The 14041-nt window shown below is 58.9% G+C and carries 10 protein-coding genes and 1 pseudogene; 4 read left to right on the top strand and 7 right to left on the bottom strand.

The window, feature by feature from the left end; all coding sequences use genetic code 11:
- Both C934_RS0119395 and C934_RS33815 read right to left on the bottom strand, forming a co-directional pair.
- The coding region (locus tag C934_RS0119395; RefSeq protein WP_018858287.1) for a helix-turn-helix domain-containing protein at window positions 1-217 on the bottom strand (217 nt) is incomplete at its 3' end.
- An 83-nt stretch (window positions 218-300) separates the two neighbouring features.
- Window positions 301-719, bottom strand: a pseudogene (locus C934_RS33815) (helix-turn-helix domain-containing protein); the annotation flags it as partial.
- A gap of 256 nt (window positions 720-975) precedes the next feature.
- Between C934_RS33815 and C934_RS0119385 the strand changes: the two are divergent.
- From C934_RS0119385 to C934_RS0119375, 3 genes are all read left to right on the top strand, one after another.
- On the top strand, window positions 976-1413 hold the full coding sequence (locus C934_RS0119385) for a universal stress protein (protein ID WP_018858285.1): 438 nt from the start codon (window positions 976-978) through the stop codon (window positions 1411-1413).
- Window positions 1414-1911: 498 nt separating this feature from the next.
- Complete coding sequence (locus tag C934_RS0119380) at window positions 1912-3960, top strand: methyl-accepting chemotaxis protein (RefSeq protein WP_037090030.1); 2049 nt, start codon at window positions 1912-1914, stop codon at window positions 3958-3960.
- Between the two features lie 387 nt (window positions 3961-4347).
- The gene (locus C934_RS0119375) at window positions 4348-4641 is read left to right on the top strand and encodes a hypothetical protein (RefSeq protein ID WP_018858283.1); all 294 of its coding nucleotides are present in this window, start codon (window positions 4348-4350) and stop codon (window positions 4639-4641) included.
- 43 nt (window positions 4642-4684) lie between these two features.
- Here the strand turns inward: C934_RS0119375 and C934_RS0119370 are convergent, their stop codons facing one another.
- From C934_RS0119370 to C934_RS0119345, 5 genes are all read right to left on the bottom strand, one after another.
- On the bottom strand, window positions 4685-6001 hold the full coding sequence (locus C934_RS0119370; protein ID WP_018858282.1) for a glucoamylase family protein: 1317 nt from the start codon (window positions 5999-6001) through the stop codon (window positions 4685-4687).
- 163 nt (window positions 6002-6164) lie between these two features.
- The gene (locus tag C934_RS0119365; RefSeq protein ID WP_026371934.1) at window positions 6165-8612 is read right to left on the bottom strand and encodes a phosphoketolase family protein; all 2448 of its coding nucleotides are present in this window, start codon (window positions 8610-8612) and stop codon (window positions 6165-6167) included.
- Window positions 8613-8642: 30 nt separating this feature from the next.
- Window positions 8643-10352, bottom strand: a complete 1710-nt coding sequence (locus tag C934_RS0119360) for an ABC transporter ATP-binding protein/permease (protein WP_018858280.1) — start codon at window positions 10350-10352, stop codon at window positions 8643-8645.
- A 177-nt stretch (window positions 10353-10529) separates the two neighbouring features.
- Window positions 10530-10880 (bottom strand): hypothetical protein, encoded by a 351-nt coding sequence (locus C934_RS0119350; protein ID WP_018858279.1) that lies wholly within the window; start codon window positions 10878-10880, stop codon window positions 10530-10532.
- Window positions 10881-11194: 314 nt separating this feature from the next.
- Window positions 11195-12388: an MFS transporter gene (locus C934_RS0119345; RefSeq protein WP_018858278.1), complete on the bottom strand. Its 1194-nt coding sequence runs from the start codon at window positions 12386-12388 to the stop codon at window positions 11195-11197.
- Between the two features lie 423 nt (window positions 12389-12811).
- On the opposite strand from C934_RS0119345, the gene C934_RS0119340 reads away from it, so the two are divergent.
- Entirely contained in the window at window positions 12812-13951 is a 1140-nt protein-coding gene (locus tag C934_RS0119340) for an alpha/beta hydrolase (protein WP_018858277.1), read from the top strand.
- Window positions 13952-14041 lie beyond the last annotated feature (90 nt).

Below are 14041 nucleotides of genomic sequence, written 5' to 3'. Positions count from 1 at the left end.
GCTTGGTCCGCACAATCAGCTTCTCGATTTGGAAAGGAAGCTGATTGGCGTGCCGGTAAGGCCGTCGCGATCGATCTGTCAGTCCTTCCAGACCGCTGTCGTTATAGCGGCTGATGATCTTGTGACCGGTCTTGCGGGAGATGCCGAATTCGCGGCACAGCGCCGCTATCTTCTCGCCATCCAGAACCCGCGCAACGAATTTGAGACGCTCGTCCATGCGGTTGCACTCCTGCAAAGGCACCTTCGCTCTCCTCGCAAAGGCCAAAAGTGTAACCCATGTCTCCGGTATGAACTGTCACCCCTCTCTCGTGAAGGACAGAACTCGCCCTTGAAGTCGGCGCACCACAGATCGTTGGGGCCGATGGCCGCCGACAGCGCCGTGCCCATGGCCTTGTTCGCCCGGTTCCTCTTACGGGCCTGGCTCACAAGGCCGTACCGGTCGAGCACCGCATGCACCGTGCTTCTCGCCGGGATGCGCACGTCGCCGGCCAGACGGCGCACCAGAAGCTCGCGGATCTTGCGCGCCCCCCAGTGCGGCTTCTCCTGGTTGCAACGAACGATCATCGCCGGGACCGGTCCGTCAGGGCCTCCAGCCCGTCCTCCTTGCAGCGATTGAAGATCTTGTAGCCGGTCTTGCGCGAGATCCCGAACGACCGACACACCTCGCCCATACCTTCGCCCTCCAGCAAACGGGCGACAAATCGAAGACGCTCATCCATGACCGAAGTCTCCGGTACGTTCTGTCACCTATCTCTCAGGTCGGGCATCGCCTACCTTGGCATTAGAAGCTGCGCTTTGCCACGTTCCGCCATGCCCTCTCGTGTTCGCACGCCAGAGTCTAAAGTCGCGCGCCCTCCGTCGCATTCGTCAATATCGGGAAACATGTTCGCCATCTTGACGCGGATCAATGTTCGACATGGACAGTCCGCTAGGTTTGGATGAATTTATTGCACCACGATCTGGAACGGATGTCCCATGTACAAGCGTATACTCATTCCAACCGACGGCTCGGAGCTTGCTTCCAAGGGCGTCGATCACGGTCTTGCACTTGCAAAGGCGCTCGGCATTCCAGCGACGGTCATCAACGTCACGGTGCCGCTGGCTGGCTTTGCGCTTCAGGGAGTAGTTCAGGCACAGGCCATGGACAGCTATACTCACGCGGTGAAAGAAGACCTGATCGAGATCGAAAGAATTGTCCGCAACAAGTCGGCGAAAGCGCAGGTGACGGTCGATTTTGTCCACGAGATAAATAGCTCTCCTGCTACGGCCATTCTCGAGACTGCTCAGGCAAAAAACTGCGACCTGATCGTTATTTCCTCACATGGGCGCACGGGCATCGGAAGAATGATACTTGGCAGCCAAACCCAGCAGGTCCTCGCCAATTCGACCGTTCCTGTTCTTGTCGTCAGATAACGGCATCGGCATTCGTGGACTCTTAAGGCGTCTGGCAAAGGCAACAAGGGATACTCGACGTTGCCCAGTGGAGCGATCCCTAATGGCCAAACTGAGCAAGAGCGGTACTTCAAATAAAAAAAGAGTGACTAAGGGCAAACACTATTAAATCTGTTGATAGTACCTAGCAACAAACAAGATTTGAATTTTGTTCTACTATGAGTTATTTCGATATTCTGCAAATTGACGAAAGTCAATTATAACTTTTTCTCGAAATTTACATTTTATTAACCCAGAAATGCTATGCGAACTATGGAGATTATTCAAATCTTGAAAGATCAAGGTCAGATCTCCCGATCGGAACCACTGCGTCGCGCGCATTTTGGAAAGTAGTGTTTTGCGACGTTTCGGCCTCGTGGTCTTGCAACGTTGTCGGCGAAATGACGAGCGTCCGGCCATTCTTATACCGAAGCCGGAATTCATGACGATCGCGCCGGTTTCCCTAGGCGAATAACCGACATGAATTTACCCGCCTTCTTTTCACGTATCAGCACGAAACTCGCCCTCATGTCCGCTGCCGGCATTGCGATGATGCTCGTCATGCTGGCTGGCCTTTGGTTAGAGGATCGCTCGGTCGGCCAGAGCGCCATACTCGAACGGCAACAGGTCGGCGCATCACGCGACTATGTCGAGGCCAAGGCCGCCATTCGCGGCATGCAGATCGAGAGCCTGAACATGCGCCTGGCGAACGCCATGGACGAGGTGCTGCAGGCCAAGTCCGCCGCGCGGGACAATCACGACGCAGCCATCAGAGCCCTGGATTCGGCCCTTTCGATCCTGACAATCCAGGTCAACCAGGAGCGGGTGAAAAACATCAAGGCGCTGGTTGACGAATATTACAACACGAGCGGCCAGCTCGCGGAGTTCCTCCGCACGAAACTGAGCGCGGCGGGCGTCGACGCAAGCCTCGCCGCCAAGGAACGGGAATTCGTTACACACCAGATCGATCTCATCCAGAAGACGATGTCCCTCCTCGATGAGGCCGGCACGATCGCAAAGGGCCGTGCGACAACAGCCGCCGCAGCTTCGAACGTGGCCCTCAATTCGATGGAAACCACATCGCTCGCCGGTGGATTTCTCGTGATGATTACTCTTCTCGGCGCCGCTCTCTTCGGCGCGAAAGCGCTGGCAAAGCCGATCGGTCGTATCACCGAAAACATGAGTGTCCTGGCGAGCGGCAATCTCGGCGCCGAGATCCCTTTCACTGGGCGCAGCGACGAGATCGGCGACATGGCGCGCGCCGTCGCAGTGTTCAAGCAGAACGGCCTCCGGGTTCGCGAGCTGAATGCACATGAAGCTGCCCTTCATGCCAAGAGTGTTGATCTGCAGTCGAGCATCGGCGTGGTGGTCTTGGCCGCCGTTGGCGGTGATTTCACGCGGCGTATCGCCAAGGACTACGGCGATGCCGACCTCAACCGCTTTGCCACGCAAGTCAACGAACTGGTGGCCTCCGTCGATCGCGGCGTCGCAGAGACCCGGCGTGTCGTGGCTGCCCTTGCCGAGGGTGATTTGACCGAAACGATGCGCGGCGAGTTCCAGGGCGCCTTCGGCGAACTCAGGGACAATGTCAACGCGACCATGGCCAACCTGCGCTCGGTGCTCGGCGAGGTGCGCGCCGCCGTCGACACGATCAACAGCGGCTCGAGCGAAATACGCAGCGCCTCGGGCGACCTCTCCAAGCGCACCGAACAGCAGGCGACTTCGCTGGAGGAAACCTCCTCCGCTTTGGAAGAGATCACCGTCGCGGTGAAAAATTCCACCGAACGGGCAACAGAGGCGAGCCATATGGTCGACGAGGCGCGCCGCAGCGCCGAGCGGTCGAGCGCGGTTGTCAAGGACGCCGTATCAGCCATGAGACGCATTGAGCAGGCCTCGGGCGAAATCGGTCAGATCATCAACGTCATCGACGAGATCGCCTTCCAGACGAACCTGCTGGCGCTCAATGCCGGAGTGGAAGCGGCCCGCGCCGGCGAGGCCGGCAAAGGCTTCGCCGTCGTCGCCCAGGAAGTGCGCGAACTGGCGCAGCGTTCCGCCAATGCCGCAAAGGACATCAAGACGCTCATCGGCCGCTCCAGCGCGGAAGTCGACGCAGGCGTCACGCTGGTGACGGCAACCGGTGAGGCGCTCGGGCTGATCCAGGGGCATGTGATCAAAATCAACGAACATGTTCATTCGATCGCGACGGCCGCGAAGGAACAGTCAACGGGACTGTCGGAAGTCAGCATGGCGGTGAATGAGATGGATCAGGTCACCCAGCGGAATGCTGCCATGGTAGAGGAGTCGACAGCGGCGACCAACCGGCTGGCGGACGAGGCTTCGAACCTCTCGCGACTGATCGCCCGCTTCAACCTCGGAACAGGCGGCCCGGCTGCGAGCGCGTATTCCGCTCCACGCGCCACCCGGGATAGCGGGCCTGCCGCCTCGCCGGCCCGCAAACTGGTGGGGAAAGTCGCGGCCGCCTTCCACGGAAACGCCGCTCCCGCCCATGACAATTGGGAGGAGTGCTGACATCGGCGTACCGCGCTGCCGATATTTCTGATCGGGATTGGTGATGAGACCGCATTCACCCTAACGGGATTGATCCGACATGCCGAATCATAAATCAGCGCAAGCTGCATGATGCGGCATGTTCCATACCGGGCAGGCAAGTCCTCGATCGTCGATTACATCGCCTCGCTCTCGGCTCGCCGCGTTTGAGCGCACCGTTGAAACTGAAGCCGCCCGATGCCCAGCGAATTCTCGGTAGAACGAGCCGGCAGGCGACAGACCGCGGAACAATTGCTGTTCTATGCTTCCCCGAGCATCCTATTCGAGAAAACACCGGAAATAGAGGGTCGACTGTAGGTTTGACTTGCGACATTGTAGTATTGCTGCAGTTCACGCGGGGTGCATGTCATGTCGTACTCGCAAACGCTCCCAGTCTATGCGTCCGTTCTGGTGACGGGCGTTGTTGCACCGCTGTTCGCGTTGTCGGCGGCCGAAACAGCAGTCGTCAAAACGGTGCGGGATCCATCGATATCAATCCTCGTCAGAGCCGACCTCGAACAAGGCGCGCTATCGGCGCCCGCCACCTCGATTGACTGGTGGTTGCGGGACGATATCGTTCATACGTCGCAGGCGACGGACGGGACGAAGAGTGTCTTCAATCGAAATTGGCTGAAGGACGACCAGCTTCGCGGCTCCCACTGATCAACTTGGCAGGGCATCGTTGGGTGGATCGCCGCGGGCGCGCCTACAGCCAGCCGCCGGTGAACCCCGCTCGCCGCAACCCCCTGACAATAGGCTCGCAATCACGCATCAGCGTCCACAAAAGGCCGGTGCGGTAATTCTCAATCATCAGCGCCACCGGCCCCTGGTCAATCCCGAAGTGGTACGGGCTGATCCACCAGCCAGTCGGACTGTTCGGATCCTTGAAGGTCTGATTGAATGATGGCTTGAAGCCGTAAAGCCTAGTCATCCCCAGCTTCATGCCCGCGAACTTCCGGACGGTCGGAAGGACAATCTCGGGCGCAAAAGGCAGGGATGCCACGACAACCCAGGGCGCTACGGTCCCGTCATCAGGCCCGAAGGGCGCGCCACGGGCAACATAATCGAAGAACTCGCGACGAACCCCGCCGACATCCGCCTTCACCCAGCCCGGGCCGTCACACGCGGTAAATCCCCAGCAATGCTCACCATAACCCTCGAACTGCATCGGATTTCGGATCGCATACTCCTGATGGACAAAGGTCGCTTGCCGGCTGTTCTGGAAGTAGTCACTGTCATGCTCGTGCATGAACTGATCGCGGATGCCTCGGAAATCGATCCACATATGCGATAGCTGGTGGGTGAACAGCGGACCGGAATAGAGCAGCTCGCGGCCGTAAATGTTCCGCCATTCGTAGCTTTCCGTGTAGGCCTCATAGCTCTCGGGCGGCAGCGGATGCGACGGTGATCCCAGCCCCAATATGTAGAGAAGCAGGCCTTCGTCATAACCACGCCAACGGTAAGGAATGAAGCCACTCTCGGGTCGCCAGCCATGCGTCAGGGTAGCGCCCTGATCCCGCGCCCAGTTCCAGTCTGCACGCTCGTATAGCTCCGTCGCAAGCGTCCTGATCTTCGCTTCTTCGGCGCTCTCCCCGTCAAAATAGGTGGCGACTGTCAGCGCACCAGCGAACAGAAAGGCCGAGTCGATCGTCGACAGCTCGCATTCCCACACCCGCTGTCCCGTCTCAATGTCGAGAAAATGATAGAAGAAGCCCTTGTGGCCCGAGGCGTCCGGCTCGGGGCCCTGGTGGCATTGCATCAGGAATTCGAGCCTGCGCCGGACCATCTTGACGGCAAACTCGCGAATGAGGACGCCACGCTCCACGACGACGGGAATGGTGGCGAGCGCCATGCCGATGGCAGCGATGCTTGCCGGTGCGCCGGGTTGCGTCTTGTCGCGAACGAGGCCGTTGTCCGGGTTCGTAGAATGCAGATAGTAGAGCACCGAGGTGAACTGCAGTCGCGCAAAGTCCTCGTCGGTCAGCCCCGACTCCAAGTTTGGCCTGGGTGACACCGCAACCATGGCTTCCCCTCCCATACAGCTTTGCAATCGCTTGCCGCCAACGGCATCGTACCAATACGCACTTCGCCACTCGAACGGGCGCCAGCAGCCTGCGTCCTCTGCATCGTCTTTGATAGTGCCCCCCGGAGCAACGGCTCCGGGAGGCACCCGGCTGCGCCGAACGCTACGTGTTGTCGCCTTCCGTCGATGTCCTTTGCTTGCTTGCCGCCCCTCCGAGGACGCCCCACTTCCAGCCGGTGATTTCAGGCATGTCATCACCGTGCTTTTCAATGTAATGCCGGTGCTCGATCAGCTTCTCGCGGATCGCTTGCTTGAAGTAGGCGGCGCGGGCACCGAGTTGCGGCAGTCGATCGATGACGTCTTCGACAAGGTGGAAGCGATCGAGCTGGTTCAAAACGACCATATCGAAAGGTGTCGTCGTCGTCCCCTCCTCCTTGTATCCGCGGACGTGCAGATTGTCGTGGTTCGTGCGCCGGTAGGTCAACCGGTGAATCAGCCAGGGATATCCATGGAACGCAAAGATGATCGGCTTGTCCTTGGTGAAGAGCGCATCGAAATCGGCGTCGGAAAGCCCATGGGGGTGCTCGCTCGACGGCTGCAACTTCATGAGGTTGACGACGTTGATGACGCGCACCTTCAATTCCGGTAGATGTTCGCGGATCATCTGCACCGCCGCCAGCGTCTCCAGCGTTGGCACGTCGCCGCAGCACGCCATGACGACATCAGGCTCGCCGCCCTTGTCGTTACTGGCCCATTCCCAGATACCGAGGCCCTGGGCGCAGTGCTTGACGGCTTGATCCATAGTCAGCCATTGCGGCGCCGGCTGCTTGCCGGCAACGACGACGTTCACGTAGTTGCGGCTCCGGAGGCAATGGTCGGTAACGGAAAGCAGCGTGTTGGCATCCGCCGGCAGATAGACGCGGATCACCTCGGCCTTCTTGTTGACCACATGGTCGATGAACCCCGGATCCTGGTGGCTGAAGCCGTTGTGGTCCTGGCGCCAGACATGCGAGCTCAGGAAATAGTTGAGGGACGCGATCGGACGGCGCCATGGAATATCGTTGCACACCTTCAGCCATTTGGCGTGCTGATTGAACATCGAGTCGATGATGTGAATGAAGGCTTCATAGCATGAGAAGAAGCCATGCCGCCCTGTCAGAAGGTACCCTTCAAGCCAGCCTTGGCATTGATGCTCGCTCAACACCTCCATCACCCGGCCATCGGGCGACAGGTGGTCGTCCTCGGGATAGATTTCGGCCATGTAGCAACGATTGGTGACCTCAAGCACGTCCTGCCAGCGGTTCGAGTTGTTCTCGTCGGGACTGAACAATCGGAAATTCTTGGTGTTCAGGTTCAGTTTCATGACATCGCGAAGAAACTTGCCCATCACCCGGGCAGATTCGGTCGTCGTCGCTCCGGGGCTAGGTACGGAAACCTCGTAGTCACGGAAGTCGGGCAGCCTCAGGTCACGCAGGAGCAGGCCACCATTCGCATGCGGATTGTCGCTCATCCGGCGAATGCCAGTCGGGGCTAGCGCAGCGAGTTCGGCGCGCAGCTTACCGTCGTCATCGAAGAGCTCTTCGGGCTTATATTCCTTCATCCACTGCTGAAGGATCTTGATGTGTTCCGGCTTGTCCATTTCGCCCATCGGGACCTGGTGCGACCGCCAGTAATCCTCGCATTTCTTGCCGTCGATTTCACTCGGGCAAGTCCAGCCCTTTGGCGTGCGGAAAACAATCATCGGCCAGGCCGGGCGTTTCAGATTGCCCTTCTCGCGCGCCTCCCCCCAGATCCGCTTGATCTCGGCAACGGCTGTATCCATCGCTGCCGCCAGTTGCTGCTGCACCTTGTCGGGCTCGTGCCCTTCGACGAAGAGGGGCGCATAGCCCATCCCCTCGAAAAGCTTCCGCAGCTCCTCCTCGGGAATGCGGGCTAAGAAGCATGGATTGGCGATCTTGTAGCCATTGAGATGCAGGATCGGCAGTACGCATCCGTCACGGGCTGGATTGAGAAACTTGTTGCTGTGCCAGCTCGTGGCAAGCGGGCCGGTCTCCGCCTCGCCGTCGCCAACGACGCAGGCGACGATCAGGTCCGGATTGTCGAAGGCCGCGCCATAGGCATGGCTCAAGGCATAACCCAGTTCGCCACCCTCGTGGATGCTTCCAGGCGTTTCAGGGGCGACGTGGCTCGGAATGCCGCCGGGAAAGCTGAACTGCTTGAATAGGGTCTTCATCCCTTCGGCGTCCTGGCCGATATTGTGGTAGACTTCGCTGTATGTCCCTTCCAGGTAGGCATGTGCGACCAGCGAAGGTCCGCCATGGCCCGGCCCGATCACGTAGATCATGTTGAGGTCGTCGCGCTTGATCACGCGGTTCAGATGCACATAGAGCATGTTCAGGCCGGGCGACGTTCCCCAGTGACCGAGAAGCCGCGGCTTGATATGCTCCCGCTTGAGCGGCTCTCTCAGTAGCGGATTGTCGAGCAGATAGATCTGCCCGACAGAGAGATAGTTCGATGCACGCCAATAGGCGTCCATTAAGCGGAGTTCTTCGGCCCCAAGCGGAGCACTCGTCTTCTGATGGTCGTTGGTTGCACGAGCGGCGTTCGTCATCATCAGCCTCCTATCGACTTTTTTGTCGTCTCAATTTGCGTGCTTTGCACCGCTGCCGTTCCCGCGGTCATGCGGCGTATTCCACTGCCATGCGCCACTATCGTCAAAGTCCAGGATGGCGTCATAGGATGATATGTCGGCGGCGCTTCCGATATGAACGCAGGCGATGCCGTCATTTGCAAAGCGTGTCATGATCCGGAAAAGTGTCTCCCAGCCAACCATAGCCTCGGTTCTCTCAAGCAAGATGACATGCGGCTTCGCAACGCATGCGCTCGCCAGCATGAGCAAGCACTGCTCTCTTTGCGTCAGAACGGTATGCCATTCCACTTCTTGTTGAAATTCCTCGATCTTAGAAATGCGCTGAAGTTCAAATTCGGCAAGTAGCAGCGCAATGCGTTCGTCCGAAATTTCCGGGCTCGCGGCCGGGGGAATGAACAGTTGTCGAAGTGTCCCTGGCGGAAAATAGGGGTGCTGCGGCAGGAAGCGTATGCCTTCAGCCGTGGGGCGAAAAATCTGGCCGGTGCCGGGATAAGCAACACCTGCGGTAGCCCTGAAAAGTGCGCTCCCTTGGTCCTCTCGAGCGCATGTCACCATGACGCGGGCACGAGGCGGGATGGCGACGGTCAACTCCTGCAGCAACGACGATCCGTCCCGCTCCGACAATATCGTGAGTTTCTCATACGACAGGTCGTCCCGGGTCTCATCGACCTGAATCTTGGCACCCCCCTTTGGTCTCTCTATCGCCTCCGAAAGAGTACTCAGGCGCGCCACCACTGCAGCAAAACTGGAGATCGAGTTGAATTGGTTGATGATCAGCGAAAAAGCGCCCACCAGCATGGCGAATGCTGCCGCGGACTGCGTAATCACCCCAAATTCGATATCACCGCGGAAGAAGGCCGGCGCGACAATCAATGCAGGGATGATCTGGATCAGCCAGTTGTAGCCCGTCGTGAAGAAGCCGACATTGCGGTTCACCGATGTTATGTTGCGAAAGTTGGTCACCAGGTCATCAATTCGGACCGCGAGAAAAGACTTCATGCGCGGCTCGCTGCCGGTCAGCAAAATTCGCTCTGCATTCTCCCTTGCTTGGATGAGCCCCGTGCGGAAACTCGCCTCCTTGTCGAGCTGGTCATAGTTCAGCTTGATGAGCGGGCGGCCCAGCCAGACCGTGAGAAACGAGCCGCAGGCAGCATAAAGGACCGCCACGGCGAACAAGACGGGGTTGATGGATAAAAGTACCCCTGAAAATGAAAGGATCGTTAGCCCGCTGCTGAAGATCATGAGCAGGAAGGACAGTGTGGTCACGGTAAATGCGCGGATATCTTCGGAAATGCGCTGATCCGGATACGAGAGTCCTCCCGAAACACCGAGGCGGTAAAAGGCTCCGTCAGTAAGATAGAGATTGACGGCGCGACGCGTCAGAAAGTCTCTCCATGTGAGGGCCAGCCGCTCCTCCGTAAAGCGCGCATAAACCGATGCGATCGTGGAGCCGGCAAACACGAGAAGATAGAATATGGCCTGCCGGACAAACTCAGCGATCTGCCTGTCGGCGATCGCCGTCATGAAGTTCCGGCCCACGAAGTTATTCAGCACATTGAGCCCGTTGATCGCGAGGAAGAGCACGACAAGGCATGCGGTCAGAAGCTTTGCCGTGCCGCCGACCTCCGAGGACATGAAAACGCGCACCGAGCGCAGAAAGCGACCAGCCGTTACCCTGAAAGGAGTTCGCAGCTCTTCCATGCTCCTCCCAACCTTCACCTAGAAAATGAAGCCCGCCTCCCCGACGGCCTCCTCGAAGGCTATTTCATGCGACGTAGGTTCAGGCCCAACGTCGAACGACATTCCGGCACTTCTCCACCGCCCGCGCGCATGCTGGCCCTGGTCCGGCCAATTCTCCAGAGCCAGTGCGTTGCGGGGCTAGGATTTAAGGTCGTGCGCCTGCCCTGACTCGCGCAATTCCTTGAGGGTTTTGCCCAAGCAGCTTCCCCCGTCGGATCCGCCCACGGCCTTTGCTTTACCGTCCAGCGTAATCGTCCCCGCAATCCGGTCGGAGGCTGAAAAAGTGGCGGTGCCGTCTTTCGTCACCCTGGACAAATAGAATGCGTGGTAGGTGCCCTTGTATTCACAGCTGATAACCATCGGAAAATCGTCAAAGGGATCTTGTGCGTATGCGAACGCGCTGGTCAGAACCGATGCCCCACAAGCGACGAGCATTGCAATCGATATATTGAGAAATGCAGTGATACTGCGAAGCGACACATGTTCCATTGATCGAACCCCAACTGCGTGAAGAACGCGAATTCGCAAGGTGTCTCTAGGCATGCATTCAAGTGGCTATCAGCGGCTGTAAGTATGTCGCAGCATGCCGCTGTTAGGCAAGAAAATTGTGGTCAGCAAGGACACAATTTTACCGGGAAAAGAGGCATCTTGGAGGAACACCGAGGAGCGCGCCTCCCGGGGCGCCGCCTTTCCCCACCTAGTTAGGCGCACAGGTACTTCCACCGTCCACAGAAGCAATGGTGGCCAACGCGATGGGCTCACGTCAACCACCGTTCCCGGGACGTCGGAATTCGCCTCGCGGGTTAGGCGGGCTGGGTCACAGTATCGCTATCCGCTGTCGAACGACCGTCCAGAGCGCCACTCCAGAGCGTCAGGACCAGGGCTCCGCCCACGAGAATTGCGCCAACCCAGGGTGTCGCCTCAAGCCCCAGCGAAGATTCCACCACAAGGCCGCCGATCCATGCGCCCGCGGCGATACCGAGGTTGAAGGCGGCGATATTCAGGGCCGATGCCACATCGACGGCGGCGGGACGAACCTGCTTCGCCAACTGCACGACATAAATCTGCAGGCCGGGCACGTTGGCGAACGAGAGGAAGCCGAGTGCCGCCAGCGTCGGGACGACCAGCCAGGGCGATGGCGCGGTGAAACTGAAGAGTACCAGCACGATCGCCTGGGCGATGAACAAGCCGGTCAGGGCGCGTACCGGGCTGCGATTGGCAAGTTTGCCGCCGGCGACGTTGCCAATGGCGATCGCGATGCCATAGACCACGAGGATGATGCTGACCGTGCTGGCAGCAAAGCCGGTGATCTCCTGCAGGATCGACGCCAGGAACGTAAAGGCGACGAAGGTGCCGCCATAGCCAAGTGCGGTCATGGCGAAGACGATCAACAGGCGGCCGCTGCCGAGCACGCGGATCTGGTCGCCGACGCTGGCGGCCGGTGCCTTCTTGAGGTTCGAAGGCAGCAACACTGCAATCGCAACGAAGGCAATCGCACCGAGGCCTGCTACCGCCGCAAATGTTGCGCGCCAGCCGAAGATCTGACCGATCAGAGTGCCAAGCGGGACGCCTGTTACGATGGCGACCGTCAAGCCCATGAACATCATCGCGATCGCCGAGGCGCGACGGTTCTCGGGAACGAGATCAGCTGCGATCGTCGAGCCGACGGAGAAGAAGACGCCATGTGCGAAGGCTGAAAGGACGCGCGCAACCAGCAACGGAGCATAGCTTGGGCTGATTGCCGCCATGCCGTTGCCGACGATGAAGAGCGCCATAAGGCCGAGAAGCAATGGTTTTCTTGCGATGCGCCCGGTCAAAGCCGTTAGCACCGGCGCGCCGAATGTGACGCCGAGCGCATAGACGGTGACAATCAATCCCGCCAACGGCAGACTGATCTGGAGATCTGAAGCAACGGTCGGCAACAAGCCGACGATGACGAATTCCGTGGTTCCGATCGCGTAGGCCGCGATCGTCAAAGCAAAGAGAGCAGTTGGCATGATGTGCCTCAAAATGATGTTGCCGGTCTGCCGGCTTGGTTGACTGGCGAACATATGGAGGCACTGGATTTAGGTGATAAGCGGTCACTTGGTCCAAGCATCTGTGAACCGAATTCACAAAACGACCAAACCTGGCACGACCAAGCGCAGCAGACGGATTGCCTGGCAACCAAGCGGCAGGCAAAGCTCGTTGCGGTTCGGTAACACTTACTTAAAACTCGTCGTGGCCCTAGGGCATGGAGCGCGAATTGCACGTAACATTCGCGTCGTTTCTGTGAGAGTACTTCACCAAAGCCCGGCCACCGTAAGGTGCTTGCGTTTCAATGAGGGAACCGGAACGTGATTGCTGCCCGTACTGTTCGGACACTTGCACCTTTGCTCGTCGCGGCAGTTCTTGCCAGCTGCGGTCATCCAAGCGGAGTCATGGCCCCTGTTGCGCTATCGGCGGCAACGCAGAATACCTCAAAGGTCAGCATGCTGGTCGCAACCACGCGCGAACCTTCCGGCGACCAGGCGACGCTGTTCACCGGCGAACGCAGCCCAAAGCCCTATCTGACGGCGATTGACGTCTCCATCCCGCCGAAACGGGCCTCAGGCACAGTCCAATGGCCGAAGCGTCTACCGCCCAATCCCGCAACCGATTTTGCGGTGACCAGCGTCAAGGAGATCGACACCGTTCCAGAGGGGCGCGCCTGGTTCCACCAGAACATCCAGGGCGGGCATGCGCTGGTCTTTGTCCACGGCTTCAACAACAAGTATGAGGATTCCGTCTTCCGTCTGGCCCAGATCGTCCACGATTCAGGGATGCAGGCGACCCCTATCCTCTTCACATGGCCGTCACGCGCGCAGCTTACCGCCTATGAATACGACAAGGAAAGCACCAACTATTCACGCACGGCGCTCGAGCAGGCGCTGCGGACGCTAGCCGCCGACCCCGACGTCAAGGACATCACGATCCTCGCTCATTCAATGGGCACCTGGCTGACCATGGAATCCCTGCGGCAGATGGGTATCCGCGACGGACACGTGAACAGCAAGATCCACAACGTCATTCTCGCGTCCCCGGATATCGATATTCAGGTCTTTGCCAAGCAGTTCGCGGAGATGGGCACGCCGACGCCGAAATTCACGATCTTCGTGTCTCAGGATGACAAGGCGCTTGCGGTTTCAAGTTTCATCACGGGAAAGGTCTCGCGTTTGGGCGCGATCGATCCGACCGTTGAGCCCTATCGCTCGAAACTCGAAGCCGCCGGCATTACCGCCATCGATCTCACCAAGGTCAAAGGCGAAGGCCTGAACCACGGCAAGTTCGCCGAAAGTCCTGAAATCGTTCAGCTGATTGGCCAGCGGATCGTCACCGGTCAGACGCTGACGGATTCCAACGTCACGCTCGGCCAAGGACTTACCGCTGTCGTCGGCGGAACAGTGACGACCATCGGTAACGTCGCAGCCACGGCTGTCGCCGCGCCGGTGACGGTGCTTGAACAGCCGATGCGGGCCAAGAAGCGCCCTGTCGACGAAACCCTGCAAGGCGATCTCAAACCACAGCAGTTGACCCAGTAGCAATCAGGCATTCTGTGCGCTGTTACGTCGTGACCCTCGTTTGTTACCGTAACGTACTTACCGACCAACGCTTTTCAGTGGGAATCTGCG

Source organism: Rhizobium sp. 42MFCr.1 (assembly GCF_000377185.1).
In the GTDB taxonomy this organism is placed as follows: Bacteria; Pseudomonadota; Alphaproteobacteria; order Rhizobiales; family Rhizobiaceae; genus Rhizobium; species Rhizobium altiplani.
Note: the sequence above shows the minus strand (reverse complement) of the source record. Positions and strands in the feature narration are given on the sequence as shown.